Source organism: Cellulosimicrobium sp. BMG9.23 (genome assembly GCF_059159985.1).
Window position 1 is genome coordinate 124,448 of record NZ_JBZGBZ010000005.1, and the last position, 24,274, is coordinate 148,721.

Here is a 24,274-nt window from a genome sequence, read left to right on the forward strand (position 1 = left end):
CCGCGCGGCACGATTAGGCGCCCGGGTCCTGGATCTCCTCGACGATCTTCCCGTCGAGGAGCCGCACGACGAGCTGGGCACCGACGAGGCCCGTCGACACGATGTCCGGGTCGTCGGCGGAGGGCGCGTCGTCCTCCGGCGCGACGCGCACGGGTGCCGTCACGCGCGTGGCCGCCCGGCGCTCGGCCTCGCGACGCTCCGCCGCCTGGCGAGGTGTCTCGGCCTGGCGGGGTGTCTCGGCCGTCGCGGGTGACGGAGCGGTCTGCCGGCGGTCCTGCTCGACGACCGGCTCCGGCTCCGGGCCGTCGTCGAGGTCCGCGGGCGGCTCGGAGAGCGACGCGCCGGCGAGCCACGCCTCGTCCGCCGCATCGACGCCGCCCGAGGGGCTCGGTCCCGCGTCCGCGGCGGCATTGCGCGCCGTCGTCCCGGGTGAGGGCGTCCCGCGGGACGGTGCGGTGCCTGGCGACGACGGGCTTGTCGACGTCGGGCTTGTCGACGTCGGGCCGGGCGACGACGGGCCCACGGCACCTGCGGTGACCGACGGTGTCGTCACGGCGACCGTCACCGGTGCGCCCGCGAGCCAGGCCGCGTCGGCCGCGTCGACCACCGCGGCCTGAGGTGACGGCGAAGTCTTCGGCTGGACCGGTCGCTCCTGAAGAGCTACCGCTCCGCTGCGCGAGGCGTCCAGCACCGCGGTGGCGGAGCCGACGGTCGAGCCCGCGAGCGCCGGGATCGCGCTCGCCCGCGCGGGAGACGTCGCTCCGGCCGGTGGAGCGCCGTCGTCGCCGACCGGGGGGCTCGCGGGGGCCGGGTGCTCCGCGGCCCAGGACGCCGGCTCGACGTCCACGCCCGGGTCCGGCACCGCGACGCCTCCCGGGCCCCCGGGATCGCCGGCGGGGGCCGAGCCGCCCCCGCCCCCTCCGTTGCTGCCCTGGCCAGGGCCGTCCTCGGCGAGGCGGGGCTCGACCCTCAGCTGGAGACCGAGCGTCTGGTAGACGGCGTCCTGGACCGCCGCGGTGTGCCGCGAGGAGGAGAACGTCCGGGCGAGACCGGGCGACGGGAAGGCCAGGAACAGCACGTCCGGGTGCAGCTCCGCGACCTGAGCGTTCATGCTGACGAGCGACCACGTCGCGCGGCTCGAGCTCAGCGTCTCGAGGACCTCGGGCCAGCGCCGCCGCAGCTCCTCGGTCGTCATCGCCGCCGTCGCACCGCTCGGCGCGGCCGCCGGGGCGGGGATCTCCACGCTCTGCCCGACGTGCGCGGCCTGCGCCTCGCTCGGCGCCACCGCCGGCTCGTCGGCACGCGCTTCCGCCGACGCTCCGGCCGGCTCCTCGGCGGGTGCTGCCGAGCTTTCCTCGGTCTGGTCCTGCGTCGGCTCCGCGACCTGTGAACCTGCCTGTTCGTCGGTCGACCCCTCCGGCGACCCGGCATCGGGCACGGCGCGGACGCCGGGTTCCTCGGCGGGCGTGTCGCGTGGAGCGTCCTGGCCCGGAGCGCGCTCGGTCGGGACGCTCGCGGCAGCCTCGCCCTCCGGCGCCTGCGTCGGGGCGGCAGGAGCAGGAGAGGACGCGGGGGCGGGCGTCGAGCCGGCAGGCGGAGGCAGGGTTCCCCGGGCCGGGCGCAGCGCCGCACGGACCGCGGCGGCACCGGTGAGCCCGGGCTCCGGCGAGGAGACCACGGGTCCGGAGGCGGCGGCGTCGGGTACCGGACGCACGGTGGCGTCGGGCAGCGGATGCCCGGTGGCGACGGGACCCGCCGCGGCGGGGACCGGGCCGGCGGGTGTTGCGCCCAGGCCGCCGCGCTCGAGGCGGTCGAGGCGGGCCGCGAAGCCCGCGGCGCCGTCGTCGGCGCCGGGCAGGAGGAGCCGCGCGACGAGCAGCTCGAGGTGCAGCCGCGGCGACGTCGCCCCGGCCATCTCCGTGAGCGCCGCGTTGACGAGGTCGGCGGCGCGCGAGAGCTCGGACATACCGAGGTTCTGCGCCTGCGTGCGCATGCGGGCGAGCTGGTCGGCAGGGTGGTCGCGCAGGACGGCCTGCGCCTCCTCGCCCGAGACGGCGATGACGATGAGGTCGCGCAGGCGCTCGAGCACGTCCTCGACGAAGCGACGTGGCTCGTGGCCCGTGGCGATCACCTGGTCGACGACGCGGAAGATGCTCGCGCCGTCACGTGCCGCGAGGGCGTCCACGACGTCGTCGAGCAGCGTGGCGTGCGTGTAGCCGAGCAGCGCGACCGCACGCTCGTAGTCGACCTGCCCGTTCTCCGCGCCGGCGATGAGCTGGTCCATGACGGACAGCGAGTCGCGGACGCTGCCGCCGCCCGCGCGCGTGACGAGCGGGAAGACCCCCGAGCCGACCCCGACGCCCTCCGCGGTGCACAGCTCCTCGAGGTACGGGCCGAGCACGTCCGGCGGGACGAGCCGGAACGGGTAGTGGTGGGTGCGCGAGCGGATGGTGCCGATGACCTTGTCCGGCTCCGTCGTCGCGAACACGAACTTGATGTGCTCCGGCGGCTCCTCGACGATCTTGAGCAGCGCGTTGAACCCCGCGGGCGAGACCATGTGCGCCTCGTCGATGATGAAGATCTTGTACCGGTCGCGCGTCGGCGCGAACGTCGCGCGCTCGCGCAGGTCGCGCGCGTCGTCGACGCCGCCGTGCGACGCGGCGTCGATCTCGACGACGTCGAGGCTGCCCGGGCCGCCGCGCGCGAGGTCGACGCACGACGGGCACTGCCCGCACGGGGTGTCGATCGGTGTCTCCGGGGTGTTCTGCGCGCAGTTGAGCGTGCGCGCGAGGATGCGCGCGCTCGTCGTCTTGCCGCAGCCGCGCGGGCCCGAGAAGAGGTACGCGTGGTTCACCCTGCCGCTCCGCAGCGCCTGCATGAGCGGCGCGGTCACGTGGTCCTGACCGATCACCTCGGCGAAGGTCTCGGGCCGGTAGCGGCGGTACAGGGCGGTGCTCACCCCGGCCACTCTAGACGTCAGGACCGACAGGCACGAGGCCGTCCGTCGAGCGGTGGACGGACGCCGAGGTCAGCGGTGCAGCGCCTTGCGTGCGAGCCAGTTCCCGAGGAGCTGGGCGAGCTGCACGATCGCGATGATGACGATCACTGTCACGACCACGACGCCCCAGTTGTAGCGCTGATAGCCGTACACGATCGCGAAGTTGCCCAGGCCGCCGCCGCCGATGATCCCGGCGATCGCCGACATGTCGAGCACCGCGATGAAGAGGAACGTGTACCCGAGGATGAGCGGTGCGAGCGCCTCGGGGACGAGCACCGTCGTGATGATGCGCCACGACGACGCGCCCATCGCGCGCGCCGCCTCGACGACGCCCGGGTCGATGCCCACGAGGTTCTGCTCGACGATGCGGCTGGTGCCGAACGCCGTCATCACCGACAGCGGGAAGATGAACGCCTCGGTCCCGAGGGTCGTCCCGACCACCTGCAGCGTCACGGGCCCGAGCAGCGTGACGAAGATGATGAACGGGATGGGCCGCACGACGTTGACCACGACGTTGAGCACGCCGAACACCCAGCGGTTCTCGAGCAGGTTGCCCTGCCGGGTCACGTACAGCGCGATGCCGAGCGCGAGCCCCGCGAGGCCACCCGTGAGCAGCGCCACGGACACCATCTGCAGCGTCTGGCCGAACGACTCGACGAGGATCGGCCACAGCTGCGACCAGTCGCGGTTCATCAGCGGCCTCCGAGGTTGCCGTGGCGGAAGACGGTGTCGCGGCCGGTGCCGTACGGGTCACCGAGGTCTCCTCCGGGGTCGGGAGGACCGTCGTCACCGGCCTCGGCCCGGCCCGCGGTGAGACGCGCGACGCGCGGGTCCTCGAGCGGGTGCGCCGCCGTCCCGAGGTCGACGACGTCGGCCCGCTGGGCGAGCGCGGTGAGGAACGGCGCGACGCGGTCCTCCGGGGCGTCGAGCTCCACCGTCAGCGAGCCGAACGGCCGCTCCCCCACCTCGGAGATGCCGCCGTAGACGACCGAGCCGTCGACGTCGTGCTCGCGCAGGAGGCGGAACAGGTCGGTCCCCGTGCTCGCGCCCTCGCGGACGCCGACCGTGACGAGGCGACCGGGGTGGCGCTCTCGCAGACGCGCGAGCGTCTCGCGCGACGGCCGGTCGTGCAGGGCCGTGCCGACGAACCGCTGGGCGGCGTCGGCGCTGGGTGCGGAGAACACGTCGTACACGTCACCCGTCTCGACGACCTTGCCGTGCTCCATCACCGCGACACGGTGGCACGTCGAGCGCACGACCTCCATCTCGTGCGTGATGACGACGATCGTGATGCCGAGCTCGGCGTTGACGCGCCGCAGGAGAGCCAGCACCTCGCGCGTCGTCTCCGGGTCGAGCGCGGACGTCGCCTCGTCGGCGAGCAGGATGGTGGGCGACGCCGCGAGCGCACGGGCGATGCCCACGCGCTGCTTCTGACCGCCGGAGAGCTGGCGTGGGTACGCCTTCGCCTTGTCGGAGAGGCCGACGAACGCGAGCATCTCCGCGACGCGGGCCACCCGGTCCTCGCGCGACCACCCGGCGACCTTGAGCGGGTAGGCGACGTTCCCGGCCACGGTGCGCGACGACAGCAGGTTGAACTGCTGGAACACCATGCCGATGCGCGAGCGCACGTCGCGCACGCGCCGCTCGGGCAGGCCCGTGATCACCTGGCCGTCGACGACGACCTCGCCGCTCGTCACGGTCTCGAGCGCGTTGACGAGCCGCACGAGCGTCGACTTGCCGGCCCCCGAGTAGCCGATGACGCCGAAGATCTCCCCGCGCCGGACGGTCAGGGAGACGTCGTCGACGGCGTGGACGGCGTCGTCGCCCTCGCCGAACGTCTTGCTCACGTGGCGCAGCTCGATCGCGGGCTGCTCGTCACCGCCCTGGGTTCGGGGGCCGTCGGTCACGGTCGGGTCCTCTCGTCGGAGGACGCGCCTCCGGGTGCCTGTGCTGGGCCTGTGCTGGGGCGCCTCGTGGGAGCCCCTGGTCGGGTGGTAACCCGCCTGCCATCGTCCTCCGCGAGGCACGACGGCGCGCGAGGGGCGGGCGCGTTCGCGCGCCCACCCCTCGCTCCCGACGGGTCAGGACGGGTCAGGACTGGTCAGGACGCGGAGCGGATGTCGTCCTCGATGCCCGCGAGGATCTCCTGCAGCTCGGCGGGCGAGTTCTCCTTGATGACCGCGGTGCCGCCGGACGCCGTCTTCTCCGCCTCGACGACCTCGGGCGAGTGGGACAGCTCCGCGAGCTTCAGGAGCGTCTCGTCGTCCTTGTCCTCGGCGCGCACGACCCACACGTTGATGTAGGGCTTGGCGGCGTCGGAGTCGGGGTCGTCCTCGAAGAGGGCGTCCTCGGGAGTGAGGCCCGCGTCCTCGACGTAGTCGTTGTTGATGATCGACGCGTCGACGGACTGGAGCTGGATCGGGGTCTGCGCCGCGTCGACGGGGGTGACGGTGACCTTCGAGCTCGGCAGCACGTCCGCCTCCGTCGAGATCGAGCTTCCGCCGTCCTCGAGCTCGACCAGGCCCGCCTCCTGCAGCACGAGGAGCGCGCGGGCGAGGTTGGTCGGGTCGTTCGGGACGGCCACCTGGCCGCCGTCGGGGATCTGCTCGAGCGACGTGTGCTTGGTCGAGTACAGCGCGAGCGGGTAGACGGCCGTCGCGCCGATCGGCTGGAGGTCGTCGCCGGCGTCCACGTTGTAGCCCGCGAGGAACTGGAGGTGCTGGAACTGGTTGGCGTCCAGCTCGCCCTGGGACAGTGCTGGGTTGGCCTGCGTGTAGTCCTGGAGGTCGACGAGCTCGATCTCGATGCCCTCGGCCTGCGCCTGCTCCTGGAAGACCGCCCACTTGTCGTCGGACGCGCCGACGACGCCGATGCGGAACGGGTCGTCCGCTCCGCCGGAGGAGGTGCCCGCGGAGTCGTCGGCGGAGGAGCACGCCGTCAGGGCCAGGGCGGAGGCGACGGCGACCGCAGTCCAGGTCAGACGCTTGCGGGCGGTGCGGGACGACGTGGTGGAGAACGACATGGGATGGCCCTTCGACGGGGTCGCGCGAGGTCGGCACGACGGGGTGCAGGGGTGCCTGCGGGGATCGGGGTGCTTCCGACGGGCCATCAGCCACGTGGCGAGCGGGTGGACCGGTCCGGCGCGCGAGGCGACGGGAGCAGGTCGGTCAGGTGCAGGGAAGCCCTGCGGGGGACGACGGCGCGGGTGTCAGCAGCCGCACATTCGCCCGGCGCCCCGTGCGCGGCGACAACACGGCATCGCGACGCAGGACGCTGCGCGCGGGACCGGTGCGGCGACGGGGAACGAGCTCATGTCGTTCATCATGGGCACGCGAGGCGCGTGCGCGCCAATCCCGGAGCCCGTTCGTCCATGATGTGGACGCGGTTCTGGTCACATGCTGGGAGTGGCGCGACGTCGGTGGTGGCGGCCGGAGACGTGAAGGACCCCTCGCACACCCACCAGAGCTCACCTACCCTTGCTGCCTTCCGGCCCTGGGGGAGTTCGGCGAGATAGTGCCGCACGAGGGGTCTGCACCCAGCCTAGCCCAGGACCGGGCCGTGCCAGAAACCGGCCGCAGAGCGCGCGATTCGGCCCTGGCACCGCGGTCCGGTATCCTCGTTGCGCTACCCCGGTCCGTTCTCAGGATCCTGCTGCGACCGGAGTGCACCAGGAGGATTCGCCTAGTGGCCTATGGCGCACGCTTGGAAAGCGTGTTGGGTTAAAAGCCCTCGGGGGTTCGAATCCCCCATCCTCCGCCAGAGTTAAACGGCCCCTGACCTGCACGAACGTGGGTCGGGGGCCGTTGTCGTACCCGGCCGTGCCCATCATTCGCCTGGCCTCGAGGACGCTCCTCTTCAACCACCAGTCGCCGAACCCCTCGCTCCTTGCCCCGGAACACCACCTGCACCGACGGAGACTGGCGGGTGCGAGCCGAATCCGGCAGTATCCACTCGCAAACGGCGTCGGACGCGGCACGCTCCGATGACGAGCAAACGAGCAGGGGGAGCACGTGAGCAGGGACTATGCGCTTCCGCCGGGGGTCCTTGACCTCGGCGTCGAAGAACGCCCCGGTTGGGAGGTCGTTACTGCGCTCGTCACGGTCAAGGCATACCCGGTGATCGGACGCAGAACGGGCGAGTCAGTGTGTGTCGCCGGCGTACGTCTCGACGGAGGGGAACCGAGGTGGATCCGGCTGTTCCCGGTCCCGTTCCGAGACCTGCCGGAAGACGTCCAGTTCGGGAAGTACACCATCGTCCAAGTCCGAGCACGACGATCCGACGGGCAGGACCGGCGACCCGAGAGCATGCGTCCCGATCTCTCGACGCTCCGCGTCGGTACGCGTATACCGTCTACACGAGGATGGCGCGACAGATGGTCGCTCATCGCGCCGCTCGTCGGCGCCACCACGGCGTGCGACCTCGCCACGGCAGCACGCACGGCAGGCCAGGCCGCCCCATCTCTGGGCCTCATCCGCCCGACCGAGGTCCTCGACGTCGTCGTCACCGACAACGAGCACTACAAGCCCTCCACCGGACTCGCCGAGCTGGCCGAGGCTGACCTCTTCGGCAACACCCTCAAGCCTCTCGAAGCATCTCCGTTCATCGCCAAGTACCGCTACCGCTGCGAGAGCTGCTCGGGAAACGGTCACCAGCAGTCGATCATCGACTGGGAGGCCGGCCAGCTCGGACGCCGCCTGCTCCGGGAGCGCAGGACGAACGAGCAGGCACGGGCTGAGATGCGCTCAAAGTTCCTCGACGAGATGGCCGGCCCGACGAAGGACACGCACTTCTACCTCGGAAACCAGCACCAGCACCCGGGCACCTTCATGGTGCTCGGCGTCTTTTGGCCTCCGACCGGGAGCCGGCCAGAACCCCAGCTCTTCTAAGCCAGTACGAGTTCCGACTGTTCGCGGTCTGCACGAGCCCGCAGCGCTTCGAGCACGAGCGACCGGTGGCAGCACCGCTCCTCTGACTCGAAGCAGAGGAGCATGACCGCACCCCTTCCCTGCAGCTCCTCGATCGTCTCGAGCGCTTCCCGAGCACCCACCGACGAGAGCACCTCGTCGGCGAACCGCTCGCGAGCCTCCCGACCGCCGCTCGTGGACGTCTCTGCGAATCCGGCGCGGTTGTCCTTCGGATTGCCCAGCGCGCGCAGGTGGACGTACTCGATACCACCAGCGGTGAGCGCCGCCGAAAGCGCCGTCTTCGAGAAGCCGCGCTTGCGCGAGATCGGGTTCAGGCGAACGTCCACGACGGCCACGACGGCACCTCGGCGAGCATCACTGACGAGCTCGTCCACCGATCGACCCTCGTAGCCCCAGCCCATCACGTCGTGTCGCACCGTCATCCGCTGATCGTTTCACGACTCGGGCCGACCCGCCGAAACCGGACACGAGGACAGTGGCCGATACCGCAGAGGCCCGTCGCACAGGGTGCGACGGGCCTCTCGGACGTCCCGACGGTCCGACGCGCCGGGACATGAGCGCCGGCGGTGCCGCCGACGGCTCCCCCCAGCCTACGGCCCCGAGCGTCGCAACGGCAGGGGGCTGGCCGCTTCCGTCCGTGATCATCGCGTGCAGGGCCCGCCGGAGGGTGCCGACGAGCCCTGGCGGATTCCGCTGCGAGCCCTGCGAGCCCCTTGCGAGCACTGACGCGTCAGGCGTCCTCGCGCCTGCGTGCCGCGACGAGGATCGCGCCGGTCGCGAGGAGCAGGATCGCCAGGGCGGTCACGGCGAGCACCGTCGACCCCGTCCGTGGCAGGTCTCCGCCACCGGTGCTCGGGAAGGTGTTCGCCACGCTCGCGTCGACCTGCGCGTCATCCCCGAAGGGGACGACGAACGGGTCGGACGTCGGGACGCCGTCCGCGGGGTCGGTCGTCAGCTCCGTGCCGTCGACGACGATCGTGACGCTCTCCGCGTCACCGGAGTCCGTCTCCGCGACCGTGCACGTCGCGCCCTGCGGCACCTGCTCGTAGACGGCGGTCCAGTCGTCCGCCGCGGAGAGCGTGCGCTCGGCGCCGCCCGGGACGACGACGTCGGTCTCGACCCCGTCGACGTCCCACGTGCACGCGAGCGTGACGACGAACTCGTCGCCCTCGTGCTCCGCGGCGCCGGGTCCGTCGAGCTCCTTGGTCACGACGACCTGGCCGACGTCGAACGTGTTCGTCACGGTCACCGCGGCCGGGTCGGCCGCGATGGTCACGGCGCCCGGCTCGCCGTCGTCCACGGCGGAGACCGTGCTCGACGTCGCGCCGCCCGTCGCGGTCTCGGTGACGACGCACTCGGCACCGATCGGCAGACCGTCGTAGGTCGCGGGCTCGCCCGGGACGAGCTCACGGGTCGGTCCACCAGGGACCTGGATCGGCGCGCCCTCGAAGGCGCACTCGAGGGTGACCTCGAACGGCCCGGCACCGAACGCCTCGGCGCCCTCGCCGTCGACAACCTTGTCCACCACGAGCGAGCCTGCGTTGAACGTGTTGGTCACCGTGATCACCGCGGGGTCCTCGTCCACGGTCGGGACCACGACCTGTCCCGGCTCGCCGTCGCCGACGGTCGTCGAGACCACCGTGGACGTGGCTCCGGCGGCCTCCGTCTCCGTGACGACGCACGCGGCACCGATGGGCAGGCCGTCGTACACCGCCGGGACGCCCGGCCCGACCTCGCGGGTCGCGCCGCCAGGAACGTCGATCGGCGCACCCTCGAAGGTGCACTCCGCCGAGACCTCGAACGGCCCGACGCCGAACTGCGCGGCCTCGCCGTCGACGACCTTCTCGACGGTGAACCCACCGACGTCGTAGGTGTTCGTCACGACGACCGTGGCCGGATCCTCGAGCGGCGCGTCACCGTCGATCGTCACCGGGTCCGGTGCGACGGTCACCGACGTCGCCCCGGCGGTCTCCGTCTCGGTCACGGTGCACGAGTCGCCGTCCTGGAGCCCGAAGTAGAGGGCGGGGACCCCGGGGCCGAACCGCCGGTCGGGACCGCCAGGGATGGTCTCCACCGGCACCCCCTCGGAGGTGGTGCACTCGAGCGAGACCGCGTACGGGAACTCGTCGAACGGCACGGCCTGCAGGTACTCCGCCAGCTCCTCGAGGATCTGCAAGAGGGTCGCGGGGTCGAGCGGGCCGTCGGGGATCTCGGGGAACGGCGGCAGCTCCGGCATTGCCGGCGCGAACGCCGCTCCGTCGCCGTCGACGACCTTCTGCACCACGAGCGGCGCGGTCTCGAACGTGTTGGTGAAGGCCACGGCCACGGTCGTCGGCTCGCCGTCGGTCACCGGTGGCACGGTGATGTCGACCACCGGCGACTCGCCGTCAGGTATCGTCACCGGCTCGCCTCCGTCGACCGTGATCGTGGTCGACGACGCCCCGAAGTCGTTCGTCTCCTCCAGCACGCACTCGGACCCGACGGGCAATCCGTCGTAGACGACGGGATCGCCCGGCACGAGCACGCGCGTCGCGCCGCCCGGGATCGTCAGCTCGACGTCCTCGTACGTGCACGCGAGCTCGACCTCGAACGGGCCGGGGCCGTACAGCGCGCCGAGCCCGTCGAGCTCTTTGTCCACCTCGATCGAGCCGACGTCGAACGTGTTGGTGATGACGACCTCGGCGACGTCGCCGCTGCCGACGGTCACGCTCTCGGGCAGGACCACGGCGCCCGTCGCCCCGGCGTCGTCGGTCTCCGTGACGGAGCACTCGGCGCCCGTCGGCAGGCTGGCGATCTGCGCCTCCAGCGGCCCTGCGCCACCGAGCACGACGTCACCCTCGTAGACGGTGCGAGGCTCGAGCGGCCCGTCCGCGTCGTCGTCGTACTCGCAGAGCACCGCGATGGTGAACGGACCCTGGCCGTAGGCGTCCGCACCCTCGCCGTCGACGACTTTGAGGAGGCCGATCGCACCGACATCGTAGGTGTTGGTCAGCGTGACGTCGTTGGTGCCGACGCCGAGCACGTCGCCCAGGAGCGTGAGGTCCGTCGTCGGACCGTCGGTGGTCACGGGGTGACCGGGCAGGCCCTGGTCGACGGTGATCGTCACCGAGGACGCGTTGCCCGTGCCGGTCTCCGTGACCGTGCACTCCGAGCCCACGGGCAGGCCCGCGAGCTCGACCGACTCGCCGTCCTCGATCGTCACGACCATCGGGTCGTCGGGCCCGTAGCCCTCCGCGTACACGGCCTCGCCGAGGAAGGTGCACTCTACCGTCGCCTCGAAGGGCCCGAACGGGACGGACTCGCCGTCCTGGTCGACGGCGTCGGTCACGACCTCCTTGGAGAGGTCGATGCTCGACAGCTCGTACACGTTGATCGCCGTGATCGACGTCGGGTCGGCCGGGTCCTCGCTGTCGATCGTGACGGTGCTCGGCTCGAGGACCACGCGGGTCTGACCGGCGCTCGCATCTTCGACGATGGTGCACTCGGCACCGTACGGGAGGTTGGGCACGACGACCGGGGTTCCGGGTGTCACGGTGATGGGGATCGGATCGAGCTCGGTCTCGACCCAGCTCCCGACGGCGGACGTGCACTCGACGGTCAGGTCGAACGACTCCGGCGCGTTGTCCGCGCCCTCACCCTCCACGACCTTGTTCACCTCGAGCGGCCCGGTCGCCGTCGCGACGCCGACCTTGACGCCCTCGGTGGGCAGCAGGTTGAAGTTGCCCTGGTTGGAGACGACGACGCCGGACGCCGCCGCGGAGTTCCAGGCGATCGACTCGTCCCCGGCCTCCGGGGCGACCGGCGGGGTGGTCGACGTCGCCTCGAGCGCGATGAACTGTCCGGGCTGGAACAGGTCGTCCTCGGGGAACGTGATGACGTTCTTGATCGCGGTGATCGACTGAAGCACCTCGTCGCTCAGGTCCGTCGTGAGCGGAGCCCAGCCGGTCTCGGGGTCCGTCGGGCAGATCGGCTCGTTCAGCGGATCCTGGATGTCCTCGCCGCAGTAGTCGTCCACGGTCGTGTAGAAGTACTCCACCTCGCTGCCGGGCGGGGCGTTGACGACCTGCGGCAGCGGGTCGTCGGTGAAGATGGGCGTCCACTGCGACCCGCGCTGGGTCGTCGAGGTCGGCGAGGAGCCCGTGTCGCCGGGCGTCGGGAACCGGTCGTAGATGACCACCTTGTTCATCGGCAGGTTGCCGATGTTGTCCACGCGGATGCGCCACGTCTCGTCGTGCCCCGGGGCGATGACCGGCGTGCAGGGGTAGCCGTAGAAGCCGAAGGAGTTGACCACGCACTCGGTCACCGGACCCTCGTACGCCGGGTCGATGATGACGTCGAGCTCGTCGTCGTCCGTCGCCTTGACGAACTTCTGCTGCTGCAGCACGGCGGTGCCGGTCGGGGTGATGTCGGCATCAGCCTCGCAGGCGCCGGTCTCGGTGTTGATCCGACCGTCCACCAGGTCACCTTCGGTCGGGTTGCCCACACGGTTTTGGCACTCGTCCCAGGGGCGGTCACCGGTGACCCCGGCGGTGTTCGCCACGAGGGTCTGCGGCTCGATGGCGAACCGGAAGCTCACCTGCACCGTGATGGTGTACACCTGCCCCACCTCGAGCACCGACCCCTCGGGGAACGTGAACCCGAGGCTCTCGATGTCGCCGGTCTGGTCGACCGTCACGTCGCCCGCGTCGGTCGGCAGATCTGGAGTGCTGGTGTCAGGGTCGGCGCCCTCCAGGCCATAGCTGAACGGCTCGTCGACGTCGGCCAGCGTGAGCTGCGGGCCCTCGGCGTCCGTCGGCATCGCGTCACTGACGACGGGGTCGATGATCGGGCGGTCGCCCGTGTTGGTGACCCTGATGTTCATCGCGAACGTGTCGGAGGGCCCCGCGGTGCCGCCCGTGATGACACCCTTGAAGTCCTTGACGATCGTCACGCCGTTCGTCGCGTGCTGGTACAGCATCTGCGCCTCGGCGTCGTCGGACGCGGAGACCGGACCCACCTCGCCCGTCTCCGGGTCGACCACCAGGTCGGCTCCCGTGGTCGTGCCGTCCACGGAGTTGCTCGCGATGCCCGGCGCGGCCTCGCCCGGCGCCGCCGGGTTGGACGCCAGGTCGTGCTGCACCTCACCGCCCGACCGCATCTCGTCCCGGCGCAGCACCTGGACCGGCACCGTCTGGGTCGGGGTGGCCGGGTTCTCCCAGATCTCCCCGTCGGCCCGGGTGAACGTGAAGCGCAGGCCCTGCACGTCGGCGGGGTCCACGCCGGCCGGCAGCGTGAACGTGCCCGACGGCTCGCCCTCGACCCAGTCGCCGCCGGTCACGGTGACCGGGTCGGGCGAGCCGGGCTCGCCGACGAACGTGCCGCCCGTGAAGACGTCCACCTGCACCTGGTCGATCGGGGTGGCGAGCACGGCGCTCGAGTCGATGCCCACGAAGTCGTACTGGTTCCAAAACTGCGCGTCGTCGTCGGTCAGCACCATCTCGACGCTCCGCGACGGTCCCAGGGGACGCCCGGTGAGCGTCATGATCACGGGGAGGTCGCCGTTCTCCCCCACGCCGTTGTTCGGCTCGACGATCGTGTCGGGGTTGAACGCCTTGGTGACGTCGAGCGCGATCGCGGCGTCCTGAAGCTCCATCGTCGCGTCGTCGAACGCCTGGCGGACGTCGCCACCCGTGCCGCCCGGGTCGTCGAGCGTCGCGACGGCGCCGTTCGGCACCGGGTTGTAGTCCGCGACGGTGACCGGGGCCTCGGTGTACCGGTCGGTCTCCCGGAGCTGGAGCGTGAGGTCCATCGAACCGGACGCACCCGGCTCGACGAGACCGTCGTAGGCGACCTCGACCCCGACGACCTCGGCGAGAACGCCGGGCGCCAGGGCTTCCGCCTCCTCCTCAGTGAACGTCGCCGTCTCACCCGCGGCATTCGTCAGGGTCACCGTCGTCGACGTCGCGCCGGCGGGCGGGGTGAGGTCGATGGCGGTGAGCGTGAAGGCGTTGAACGGCGGGGTCCCGGGGGCCGTCTGCACCTCGTCGGAGTCCACCGCACCCGGGTCGGCGAGCCGCAGCTCTTCGATCTTCGCCGCCGAGTTGTTGGTTCCTGTGACCGTCACCGTGGTCGACGGGTAGAACTCGTCCGGCGTGCCGGGCGGAGGGACGGAGAGCGGGCCGCCCGTCCACTCCTTGTCAACCGTGACGTTGAGCGGCACGTCGAGAATCTCGGCCGTGTCGGCGTCTGCGTCCGTGAACTCCTCGCCGTCGTACGTCGCCGTGCCCTCGGCGGTGTCGTTGACGACGCCCGCGGTGTCGGTGTTGTAGAGCGTGCCGGACGTGGCGCCGAGCACGGCGACGGACGGGTCGCTGCGCTTGTAGTCCCGGACCTGGAACGTGAGGTCGAGGTGGCGTCCGTCGGCCTGCGAAGAGCGCGCGACGCCCTCGCCCGGCAGCGGGGCCGTCGGGTCAGGGTTGGTCGCCGGACGTGACGGCGACTCCGTGTACGTGAGCCGCACCGACGTCGCCGACTCCTGCTCCTCGTCCGTCAGCGTGTAGCCCGGGAACGTCCCGTCACAGGCGCTCGGGCACGGGTCGCCCGAGGCCTCGACCCAGGCGCCGCCGATGAACAGCTCGACGCTCTCGACCTGGTCGTACTGGATGAGGGGATCGACGGTCGCGTCGATAGGATCCACGCTGACCAGGTTGAACGCGTCGTAGAACGAGTCCGCGATCGCCGTGGTCTCGGGGTTCTCGATGTCCGAGACCACCATCGGGTCCACACCCGAGAATCCGCCGGTCGACCAGGTGATCTGGGCGGTGACCTGGTCGTCCGTGCGGGCCCGGACGGTCGCCGGGTCGCCGAGCATCGTCTTGTCGATGAAGTCGCCCGGACCGCCGGTGCCGTCCGTCGGGAACGGGTCCACGGTGTCGCACCCCTGGACCGGGTCGGTCGGGTCGACCGTGTCCGCAGAGGCGGCGGACGAGGCACAGTTCTCGATCGGGTCGTCCCGGTCGGTCGGGCCGGTGTAGTCGGCCGTGAAGTTCGGCTGGAACTCCGTGCCCGGCGGGAAGCCGTCGTCCGACGTGTAGACGAACTGCACACCCTCCGCGCCCGCGGGCAGGTCGCAGTCGACGGTGGCGGGGCCGTCGGTGGGGCCGCAGCCGGGCGCCGGCTCCCACGAGTCGCCGTCCCAGTAGTTCACCGTCAGCGTCGCGTTCGCCGGCACGTCCGTGCTGCGCACGCCCGTGGCCTCGAAGTTCGCCCAGAACTCGCCGGGGTTCGCCGGGTCCTGCGGCTCCTGCACGACGAACGTGTTGGCGTCGGTCGTCGAGCCGTCCGGGCCGAAAGGCAGCAGCGAGCTCGGCAGCTGCACGACCACGCTCTGCCCCGGCTCGGCCGGGATCACGGACGGCGTGATGATCTTCTCGATGTCGGTCGCGAGCCGGTCGACCAGCGTGACGAGAGTCGCGTCCGCCGTCGCCGGGTCGGCGCTCGGCACCTCGGCCTCGATCTGGTTCGGGTGCGCGACGTTGTCGGGGACCTGGTCGGGATCCGTGTCCGCCGCGAAGGGGACGGTCGCCGCCCCGCCGCTGACGATGGTCCCGGTGAACGCGACGGTGAACCCGACGACCTCACATCCGGCGGGAGGGTCGGGCAGCGTGTTCACCGTCGTGGTGCTACCGCTCGGCGTCGTGCCGTCGGCACAGGTGAAGGTGACGGTGGCCTCGGTCGCTCCCGTGGGCCACACGACACCCGCACCCGCACCGTCGGTGCCCCAGCCGGTGAATGTGATCGGGTCCTCGCCCTCGAACGGGCTGTCCGTCCCGGGTGCGGGCTCGACGATCGTCAGCGTGTCCACGGGCGTGCCGGTGTTGGTCGCACCCAGGGTGACGGTCGTCGGGGCCCCGGCGCTCACCTCTGCCGGGTCGAAGCTCTTCGACGCCGTGACGCTCGTGTTCGGCGGCGTGATGACGTAGGTGTCGCTCGCCGTGGTCGGCTCGGACGGGACGTCCCCGTCGGTCACGTACGACGACGTGTCGTTCGTGATCGTCGTGGGCTCGTCCAGGTCCTCGACCGCAGCGCTCTGCTGCACCGCGAACGGGATCGTCGCCGTGGCACCCTGCTCGATCTCGCCGGAGAACGTCACGGTGTAGCCCTCGACGACGCAGCCCGTCGGTGGGTCGGGGAGCGTGCCTGCCGTCGTGGTCTCCTCGACCGGCGCGGAGCCGTCTGCACAGGTGAAGGCCACGGATGCCGACGTCGCGCCCGCGGGCCAGGTCACACCGGTGCCGTCGCCGGTCGGCCCGAAACCGGTGAACTCGAGGTAGGTGAAGGGGTTCGGGTCGGCGGCCGGGTCGACCGGCTCCGAGACGACGAGGGTGTCGACCGCATCGTTGGAGGTGTTGGTCGAGCCCAGGGTCACCGTCGCAGGTGTACCCGGCTCGGCGAGCGCGCCCTCCGGGTCGATGGCCTTGGTGGTCTCGGAGCCGAGCACCAGCTCGACGACGGGGGTGATCTCGACGTCGTCCGACACCGGTTCGGCGTTGTCGGCGTCGACCGTCGCCGTGTTCGGGATCGGGACGCCGTTCTCGCTGTACGGGAGATCGGGGTCGACCTGCGCGGTGACCGTGATGAGCGCCTGCTGGCCGTTCGGCACCTCGGGGTTGGTGTAGGTCACGGTGTTCGACTCGAGGTCCGCGACGACCTCGCCCCCGCCGCTGCTCACCGTCGCGTCGACGAGCACGAGCTCGTCCGGCAGCACGTCGGTCATCACCGCGTTGACGCACGGATCGAGGTTGGGGTCCGAGCAGGAGATCTGGATCGCGTAGGTCACGTTCTGCCCGGGCTCGTACGGGCCCGGCCCGCTGGTCACCTGCTTCTGGATGCCCCATTCCGCCGCCGCCGCCGGCAGCGCCGGCGCGAGGACGAGCGGAAGCGTGAGCAGCGCCGTCCCGACCGCCGCCCAGGCGCGGCGGAACCGGCGCTCGCGCCGTTCTTGCCGCGACCGGCCGAGCCGTGTCGTGCCGCTGGCCGTCGTTCGACGATCCCCCATCGCGGTGTCCTCCGCTCGCGCACCCCACCTCGGCGCACGTCGTCGTGCACCGCCGTCGTCACGACATTGCCACACCGTCTCCACGCCGTCGCGTCGAACGGGCGTGCCTCGAACGGCACCGCCACGAGGTCATCGCTGCTCAGCAAGGGTCAGGCCGTCGATGGTGCCGACCACCAGGCGTCGGCACTGGACCGTCTCCATGTTAGTCACTAACATCAGTCCTATGCTCAAGGACAGCCCGGCCGCCCGACGCCGCAGCCGTACGCGCGACGCCCTCGTCACCTGCGCGCTCGACCTGTTCGAACGCCAGGGGTACGACGCCACCTCCGTCGCCCAGGTCGCGGCGGCGGCCGGGGTCAGCGAGATGACGTTCTTCCGGCACTTCGGCACCAAGGAACGCGTCGTGCTCGACGACCCGTACGACCCGCTCCTCGTCGCCGCCGTCGCCGAGCAGCCGCGCGCCGAGGGATCACTGCGTCGGACCGTCGCGGGGCTGCGTTCCGCCTGGCGCGACATCCCTCCCGAGGCCGTCGACGTCGTCCGGCGCCGCACCCGGGTCGTCGCACGCACGCCGGCGCTGCGCGGCGCCGTCTGGCAGAACAACGCGCGCACGGAGGACGCGGTCGTGGAGCGGCTCGTCGCCGACGGGAGCGACCCGCTCGAGGCGCGCGCCGCCGTCGGCGCGACGCTCGCCGCACTGACCGCCGCGCTCCTGCACTGGGCGGACACCGACGACGAGGAGCTGTCCGCGGTCCTGGACCGGGCGCTCGACGTGCTCGCCCCCACGCTCGCCGCCGCGACCCGGGCCGACGCGACCGCGGGCGGCACGGCTCTCGCGCCCGCCACGACGCACGGCGCCGGTGAGCACGGTGCGTGAGCCGGCGGACGACCGACCGGTCCTCCGCGCCGTCGACCTCGCGCGGTCGTTCGGCGACGTGCGGGCCGTGCGGGGAGTCGACCTCGAGGTGCACCGCGGCGAGGTGCACGCGCTCGTGGGCCTCAACGGGGCCGGCAAGTCGACGCTGCTGCGGCTGCTCGTCGGGCTGCTGCGACCGGGCTCCGGCACGGCCGAGCTCTGGGGCGTGCCGGCCTGGCGCGCACCCGCGGGCGTCCGGGCGAGGGTCGGCCACGTCGGCAGCGGCCGCGCCTACGGCGAGCTGACGGTCCACGAGAACCTGCGTGCCGCGGCCCGCCTGCACGGGTGCACGCGCGAGGACGCGGACCGGCGTACCGCGGAGATGATCGCGTCCCTCGCCCTCGACCGCTGGGCGGACCGCCGCGCGCGGACGCTCTCCGACGGCAACCGCCAGCGCCTCGCGCTCGCGGCGGCGCTCGTGCACGACCCGGACCTTCTCGTGCTCGACGAGCCCACGAGCGCGCTCGACCCGGCAGGCGTCATCGAGGTCCGCGAGACGCTCCTACGGCGTGCCGCGGGCGGCACGGCCGTGCTCGTGTCGAGCCACCACCTCGACGAGATGGCTCGCACCGCGTCGACGATCACGGTCGTCCACGACGGACGCGTCGCCGGCACCCTCCCGCCGGGAGGCGTCGACCTCGAGCGCCAGTTCTTCGACATCGTGCACGCCGCGTCGAACGCCGACGCCGTCCGCGAGGCGACGCCGTGAGCGCGGCCCGGTCCCAGGCCGGCCCCGCGACCTTCAGCGCCGCTCTCGGTGCGGAGCTCCTCCAGCTCGTGCGCTCGACGGTCGTCCGCGTCGCGACGGCCGTCGTCGTGCTCGTGGTGCCGCTGCTGGCGGTCGGCTTCGCGGCCGCGGCCGAGCACGGCGGCGACAGCACGCTCGCCCTCAAGGTGCGGCCGATGGTCCCGGGAACCGGCTGGGACGCCGTGACAGGGCTCACCGGACAGGTGCTCGCGGTGGCGGCGCTGCTCGCGACGGGCTTCGTCGTCAGCTGGTCGTTCGGGCGAGAGCTCACGGACGGGACGGTGGAGCCGCTGCTCATGGGTCGCGCGTCCCGGGCGGAGCTCGCGTCGGCCAAGCTCCTCGCGGTCCTGGTGTGGGCCGTCACGGCGAGCCTCGCCTCGGTCGTCGTGGCGCTGGTCCTCGGTGCCGCGACGTCCCCAGGGGCCGGCACGCCGTGGCCCGGTGCCGCTCGCGCCGCCCTCGGCGGCGTCCTGGCCGCGCTCACCGCGCTGCCGTTCGGCCTGGTCGCGACCTGGGGGCGCGACGCGCTCGCCGGCGTCGGCGCGGTCCTGGGCGTCGTCATCGTGACCCAGGTGGTGACGCTGACCGGTGCCGGTCCCTGGTTCCCCTGGGCCGTCCCGGGACTGTGGCTCGGGATGGGCGGGGCCGACGTGACCGTGTCGGTCGTGCAGCTCACGACGGCGCCGCTCGTCGCCGTGGCGGGGTGGCTCGCGACGGCGTGGTGGTGGGACCGGGCCGAGCTGACCGCCCGCTGACGGCGGTCACCGACGAACCGGTGCGACGCGTCGGGCATCAGGATCCCGTCAAGATCGCCGCGCGGGCCTCCGCGGCCCGGTAGACCGGACGGGTGCACCTGCTCCCGTCCTGGCGACGACCCTCGCCGCGCCGCACGCCGCACCGGTCCGAGGGGACCCGTCCCGGTCGACTGGTCGTGGGCGGGTTCGCCGCAGCGATCGTCGTCGGGGCCGTGCTGCTCCTGCTCCCGGTCTCGACGACCGACCGGCTCGCGACGCCGCTCGAGGCGCTGTTCACCGCGACGTCGGCGGTGTGCGTCACGGGTCTCGCGGTGGTCGACACCGGCTCGTTCTGGACCCCGTTCGGTCAGGTCGTGATACTCGTGCTCATCCAGCTCGGCGGCTTCGGCGTCATGACGGCGGCGTCGCTGCTCGGGCTGCTCGTCTCCCGCCGTCTCGACCTGCGCACGCGCCTGGTCGCCGCGGCGTCGACCCGCAGCGTCGGGCTCGGCGACGTGCGCTCCGTGCTGGTCGGCGTCCTGCGGGTCACCGTCGCCGTCGAGGGCGTCGTCGCGCTCCTCGTGGCCGCGCGACTCGTCGTCGGGTACGGGATGACGCCGGGCGAAGCGCTGTGGCACGGCCTCTTCCACGCCGTCTCGGCGTTCAACAACGCCGGGTTCGCGCTGTACTCCGACTCGCTCATCGGCTTCGTCGGCGACCCGTGGATGTGCGTGCCGCTGTGCCTCGCCGTGATCCTCGGCGGCATCGGGTTCCCCGTGCTGTTCGAGCTCTACCGCGCCCGCCGACGCCGGACCGGCGCGTCGCGCTGGAGCCTGCACACCAAGCTGACCCTCCTCACGAGCGGCGTGCTGCTCGCCGGCGGGACCCTCTTCTTCCTCGTCGCGGAGTGGGCGAACCCCCGCACGCTCGGCGCGCTCGGCGTGGGCGACCGGGTCCTCGCCGCGTTCACGCAGTCCGTCATGGCGCGGACCGCCGGCTACAACTCCCTCGACACCTCGCAGATGAACAGCGGGACGTGGCTCGGCACGGACGTGCTCATGTTCATCGGCGGGGGCAGCGCGAGCACCGCGGGAGGCATCAAGGTCGTGACGTTCGCGGTGCTCGCGTTCGTCATCTGGTCCGAGCTGCGCGGCGACCCCGACGTCACGGCGTTCGACCGGCGCGTCGCCGCCGCGACGCAGCGACAGGCCGTCAGCGTGGCCCTGCTCGGCGTCGCCGCCGTCCTGCTCTCGACGCTCGTCATCACCGCGACGTCGCCGTTCGGCCTCGACCGCATCCTCTTCGAGGTGACGTCGGCGTTCTCCACCACGGGCCTGTCGGCCGGCATCACGGCGGACCTCGCGGCCCCGCACCAGCTGATCCTCGTCGGCCTCATGTTCCTGGGCAGGCTCGGCCCGATCACGCTCGGCTCGGCGCTCGCGCTCCGGTCGCGGCCGCGGCTCTTCCGTCACCCGGAGAGCGCCGCGGTGATCGGGTGACCCGTGCCAGACGGCGCCGGGTCGCCCCACGGGGTCGGCTCAGACCTCGAACCGGTAGCCCATGCCCGGTGTCGTGAGGAGGTGCCGCGGCGACGCCGGGTCGTCCTCGAGCTTGCGCCGCAGCTGCGCGACGTACACGCGCAGGTAGTGGGTGTCGCGCGTCGCCGCGGGCCCCCACACCTCGCGCAGCATCTGCTCGCGCCCGACGACGCGTCCCCGGTGCTGCACGAGCAGCTCCAGCAGCGCCCACTCGGTCGGGGTGAGGCGCACGTCCTCGCCGCGGCGCTGCACCTGGCGGCGCGCGAGGTCGATGTGCAGGTCCCCGGCCTCGACGACCGGGTCGTCGGGCACCGGCTCGCTCGACGCGCGGCGCACCGCCGCCCGCAGCCGCGCCATGAGCTCGGGCATCGCGAACGGCTTCGTCACGTAGTCGTCCGCGCCGGCGTCGAGCGCGTCGACCTTGTCGTCGCCGAGCTGGCGCGCCGAGAGCACGATGATCGGCACCCGGCTCCAGCCGCGGACCGCGGTGATGACGTCGATCCCGCTGACGTCGGGCAGGCCGAGGTCGAGCAGGACGACGTCGGGGTGGGTCGTCGCCGCGGCGTCGATCCCCCCGCGGCCCGTCGCCGCCGTCGTGACGTCCCAGCCGTGCACGCGCAGCGTGATCTCCATGGCCCGCAGCAGTCCCGGGTCGTCGTCGACGACGAGCACCCGGTTGCCGACCCCGTCGCGCTCCGCGCTCATCGCACCTCCTCGTCCTCGGCCTCGTCCTCGGCCGACGTCCCGGCCTCACGCACGCCCCACGGCCCGGGGCCCGCCAACGGGACCGTGACGACCATGGTCAGGCCACCGCCCGGGGTGTCCTCGGGGAGGATCGTCGCACCCACGGCCCGCGCGAAGCCCTGCGCCACGGCGAGCCCGAGCCCGACACCGCTCCCGCTCGTGTCCCCGAGCCGCTGGAACGGCTCGAACATGCGCTGCTTCGCGGAGTCGTCCAGCCCCGGACCCCGGTCGACGACGCGCAGCTCGACGCCGTCCCGCGACGCCGACGCCGTGACGCGCACGTCGCCCGGCGAGAAGCGCACTGCGTTCGCGACGACGTTCGCGACGACCCGTTCGAGCAGGCCCGGGTCGGTGCGCACGAGGGGCAGGTCGTCGGGCACGGCGAGCTCGACGCGGTCGGTCGCGGGCTCGACGGCGAACGGCACGACCTCGTCGAGCGACACGGCCCGCAGCACCGGGACGACGGCGCCCGTCTGGAGTCGCGACAGGTCGAGCAGGTTGTCGATGAGCTGCTCGAGCCGCCCGGTCGCGGTCGCGACGGTCTCGACGAGCGCGTCCTCGTCCTCGGGCGCGAGCGCGACGTCCGGAAGACGCAGCCCGTCCACGGCGGTGCGGATCGCGGCGAGCGGCGTCCGCAGGTCGTGCGAGACCGCGGCGAGCAGGGCCGTGCGCGTCGCGTCCGCCTCGGCGAGCACCGCCGCTCGGGCCGCCTGCTCGCGCAGTCGCCGGTACTCCAGGACGATCCCCGCCTGGGCGCCGAACGCGTCGAGCACCTGCCGGTCGCCGGCGGGCAGCGGACGCCCGTCGAGCACGAGACGGCGGTCGTCGTCGATCCGGACGAGCGTCCGGTCGTCGTCGCCGCGGGGGTCGGGCCTGCCCTGGCGGCCGCCCCGCCCGTACGCCTCGCGCGCCGCACGGCCCCCGACGTCGCGCCCGGGCTCGACGACCGGACGTGACGCCTCGGCGATCGTCGACCACCCGGCGGCCGCACCGCCCCCGCCGGCTCCCGTGCCTGCCCGCTCCTCCAGCGCGACCCGGCGCAGGGCGAACGTCTCGGCGAGCCGCGAGACGACGGCGTCGGCGGTGTCCTCCCCCGACAGCACCGAGCGGGACAACGCCGCGAGCGTCGACGCCTCGGCCCGCGCGCGCGACGCCTGGACGGACCTCCGTGCCGACAGGTCGACGACCGACGCGACGGCGACCGCGACGAGCACGAACAGCAGGAGCGCGAGCAGGTTCTCCGGGTCGGCGACGGTGAGCAGACCGGTGGGCGCCGTGAAGAACCAGTTGATGCACAGGAACGACACGACGGCGCACGCGAGGGCAGGCCACATCCCACCCACCAGGGCGACCCCGACGGTGAGTGCCAGGAACACGAGCATCTGCGTCGGGAGGCCGACGAGCTCCTCGGTGGCGACGAACGACGCGGTGAGCAGCGCGGGCGCCGTCGGGGCGAGCACCCAGCCGGCCACGCGGCGTCGGGCGGAGAGCGGGCTGAGGGCGCGCCGCGAGACCCGGCCCGCCCGCGCCCGCTCGTGCGTCACGAGGTGCACGTCGAGCGATCCCGCGAGCCGGGCGATCTCGGCGCTCGTCGAGCCGAGCAGCGCCTCCCGCCACCGCGAGTGCCGCGAGACCCCGACGACGACCATCGTCGCGTTGACACCGCGCGCGAAGTCGACGACCGCGGACGGCACGTCCTCCCCGACGACGGTGTGGAAGGTCCCGCCGAGCGACTCGACGAGCTCGCGGTCCGCCGCGAGCGCCGCGGGGGACGCCGCGGCCAGCCCGTCGGTCGCGAGGACGTGGACGGCGAGCAGCTCGGACCCGGCGGCGCGCTCGGCGATCCGGGCGCCGCGACGGAGCAGCGTCGCGCTCTCGGGACCGCCGGTGAGGGCGACGACGACCCGCTCGCGCGCGGGCCACGTCCCCGAGATCGCGTGGTCGGCGCGATAGCGCGTGAGGGCGTCGTCGACGCGGTCGGCGAGCCACAGCAGCGCGAGCTCGCGCAGGGCCGTGAGGTTGCCCTCGCGGAAATACGACGACAGGGACGCGTCGATCTGCTCGGCCCGGTACACGTTGCCGTGCGCGAGGCGGCGCCGCAGGGCCTGCGGCGAGAGGTCGACCAGCTGGATCTGGTCGGCCTCGCGGACCACGTGGTCGGGCACGGTCTCGCGCTGCCGCACGCCCGTGATGGCCTCGACGTCCTCGGTGAGCGACTCGAGGTGCTGGACGTTGACGGTCGTCACGACGTCGATCCCCGCGGCGAGCAGGTCGTCGACGTCCTGCCACCGCTTGGGGTGCCGGGACCCGGGGGCGTTGGTGTGGGCGAGCTCGTCGACGAGCACGACGTCCGGGCGGCGCAGGAGGACCGCGGCGACGTCGAGCTCGGTGAGCTCCACGCCGCGGTGCCCGACGACGCGGCGCGGCACGACCTCGAGGTCACCGATCTTCGCGGCGGTCGCGTCGCGTCCGTGGGTCTCGACGAGCCCCACGACGACGTCGGTGCCGCGGGCGCGACGTCGGTGCGCCTCGTCGAGCATCGCGAACGTCTTGCCGACGCCCGGCGCCGCGCCGAGGTAGACCGAGAGACGACCTCGGCGCGGCTGCTCAGCGTCCATGCGTGCAGTCCACCAC

At 72.7% G+C, this 24,274-nt stretch carries 13 protein-coding genes, 1 tRNA gene and 1 other RNA gene; 6 read left to right on the top strand and 9 right to left on the bottom strand.

From position 1 onward, the window contains the following. Window positions 1-13 precede the first annotated feature (13 nt). The 5 genes from AC4H2G_RS09350 to ffs all read right to left on the bottom strand — a co-directional run bounded on the left by AC4H2G_RS09350 (window position 14) and on the right by ffs (window position 6,531). Window positions 14-2,959, bottom strand: a complete 2,946-nt coding sequence (locus AC4H2G_RS09350) for a DNA polymerase III subunit gamma and tau (RefSeq protein WP_494365484.1) — start codon at window positions 2,957-2,959, stop codon at window positions 14-16. A gap of 69 nt (window positions 2,960-3,028) precedes the next feature. After that, a complete protein-coding gene (locus tag AC4H2G_RS09355; RefSeq protein WP_435737173.1) occupies window positions 3,029-3,691 on the bottom strand; it encodes a methionine ABC transporter permease in 663 nt (220 codons plus the stop codon). Next, on the bottom strand, window positions 3,691-4,905 hold the full coding sequence (locus AC4H2G_RS09360) for a methionine ABC transporter ATP-binding protein (protein WP_494365485.1): 1,215 nt from the start codon (window positions 4,903-4,905) through the stop codon (window positions 3,691-3,693). Before AC4H2G_RS09360 ends, AC4H2G_RS09355 begins: the two co-directional genes overlap by 1 nt. Before the next feature lie 194 nt (window positions 4,906-5,099). Further along, window positions 5,100-6,020, bottom strand: a complete 921-nt coding sequence (locus AC4H2G_RS09365; protein ID WP_494365486.1) for a MetQ/NlpA family ABC transporter substrate-binding protein — start codon at window positions 6,018-6,020, stop codon at window positions 5,100-5,102. Window positions 6,021-6,434: 414 nt separating this feature from the next. Further along, window positions 6,435-6,531: signal recognition particle sRNA small type (ffs, locus tag AC4H2G_RS09370), an RNA gene on the bottom strand. A 137-nt stretch (window positions 6,532-6,668) separates the two neighbouring features. On the opposite strand from ffs, the gene AC4H2G_RS09375 reads away from it, so the two are divergent. Together AC4H2G_RS09375 and AC4H2G_RS09380 are read left to right on the top strand one after the other, a co-directional pair. Next, a tRNA-Ser gene (locus tag AC4H2G_RS09375) sits at window positions 6,669-6,757 on the top strand. Window positions 6,758-7,008: 251 nt separating this feature from the next. Continuing rightward, a complete protein-coding gene (locus tag AC4H2G_RS09380; protein ID WP_494365487.1) occupies window positions 7,009-7,884 on the top strand; it encodes a DUF8757 domain-containing protein in 876 nt (291 codons plus the stop codon). Here AC4H2G_RS09380 and AC4H2G_RS09385 read toward each other — a convergent pair. Together AC4H2G_RS09385 and AC4H2G_RS09390 are read right to left on the bottom strand one after the other, a co-directional pair. Beyond that, window positions 7,881-8,345: a DUF488 domain-containing protein gene (locus tag AC4H2G_RS09385; RefSeq protein WP_494365488.1), complete on the bottom strand. Its 465-nt coding sequence runs from the start codon at window positions 8,343-8,345 to the stop codon at window positions 7,881-7,883. The genes AC4H2G_RS09380 and AC4H2G_RS09385 overlap by 4 nt on opposite strands. Before the next feature lie 308 nt (window positions 8,346-8,653). Then, window positions 8,654-16,960: a DUF5979 domain-containing protein gene (locus AC4H2G_RS09390; RefSeq protein WP_494365489.1), complete on the bottom strand. Its 8,307-nt coding sequence runs from the start codon at window positions 16,958-16,960 to the stop codon at window positions 8,654-8,656. A 223-nt stretch (window positions 16,961-17,183) separates the two neighbouring features. Between AC4H2G_RS09390 and AC4H2G_RS09395 the strand changes: the two genes are divergently transcribed. The 4 genes from AC4H2G_RS09395 (at window position 17,184) to AC4H2G_RS09410 (ending at window position 20,857) form a co-directional block, all read left to right on the top strand. Beyond that, window positions 17,184-17,837: a TetR/AcrR family transcriptional regulator gene (locus AC4H2G_RS09395; RefSeq protein ID WP_494365490.1), complete on the top strand. Its 654-nt coding sequence runs from the start codon at window positions 17,184-17,186 to the stop codon at window positions 17,835-17,837. Beyond that, window positions 17,821-18,585, top strand: coding sequence for an ABC transporter ATP-binding protein (locus tag AC4H2G_RS09400; protein ID WP_494365491.1), 765 nt, complete (start codon window positions 17,821-17,823; stop codon window positions 18,583-18,585). Before AC4H2G_RS09395 ends, AC4H2G_RS09400 begins: the two co-directional genes overlap by 17 nt. After that, entirely contained in the window at window positions 18,582-19,379 is a 798-nt protein-coding gene (locus AC4H2G_RS09405) for an ABC transporter permease (protein ID WP_494365492.1), read from the top strand. Before AC4H2G_RS09400 ends, AC4H2G_RS09405 begins: the two co-directional genes overlap by 4 nt. Before the next feature lie 92 nt (window positions 19,380-19,471). Continuing rightward, window positions 19,472-20,857, top strand: coding sequence for a TrkH family potassium uptake protein (locus AC4H2G_RS09410; RefSeq protein WP_494365493.1), 1,386 nt, complete (start codon window positions 19,472-19,474; stop codon window positions 20,855-20,857). Between the two features lie 39 nt (window positions 20,858-20,896). On the opposite strand, the gene AC4H2G_RS09415 is transcribed toward AC4H2G_RS09410, so the two are convergent. Together AC4H2G_RS09415 and AC4H2G_RS09420 are read right to left on the bottom strand one after the other, a co-directional pair. Further along, entirely contained in the window at window positions 20,897-21,601 is a 705-nt protein-coding gene (locus AC4H2G_RS09415; protein ID WP_494365494.1) for a response regulator, read from the bottom strand. After that, window positions 21,598-24,258 (bottom strand): DUF4118 domain-containing protein, encoded by a 2,661-nt coding sequence (locus tag AC4H2G_RS09420; protein ID WP_494365495.1) that lies wholly within the window; start codon window positions 24,256-24,258, stop codon window positions 21,598-21,600. Before AC4H2G_RS09420 ends, AC4H2G_RS09415 begins: the two co-directional genes overlap by 4 nt. Window positions 24,259-24,274: the final 16 nt, after the last annotated feature.

Coding starts and splice junctions, on each gene's coding strand:
- AC4H2G_RS09355 (WP_435737173.1), bottom strand. CDS start 3,691: ATGAACCGCGACTGGTCGCAGCTGTGGCCGATCCTCGTCGAGTCGTTC.
- AC4H2G_RS09365 (WP_494365486.1), bottom strand. CDS start 6,020: ATGTCGTTCTCCACCACGTCGTCCCGCACCGCCCGCAAGCGTCTGACC.
- AC4H2G_RS09385 (WP_494365488.1), bottom strand. CDS start 8,345: ATGACGGTGCGACACGACGTGATGGGCTGGGGCTACGAGGGTCGATCG.
- AC4H2G_RS09390 (WP_494365489.1), bottom strand. CDS start 16,960: ATGGGGGATCGTCGAACGACGGCCAGCGGCACGACACGGCTCGGCCGG.
- AC4H2G_RS09395 (WP_494365490.1), top strand. CDS start 17,184: ATGCTCAAGGACAGCCCGGCCGCCCGACGCCGCAGCCGTACGCGCGAC.
- AC4H2G_RS09415 (WP_494365494.1), bottom strand. CDS start 21,601: ATGAGCGCGGAGCGCGACGGGGTCGGCAACCGGGTGCTCGTCGTCGAC.
- AC4H2G_RS09420 (WP_494365495.1), bottom strand. CDS start 24,258: ATGGACGCTGAGCAGCCGCGCCGAGGTCGTCTCTCGGTCTACCTCGGC.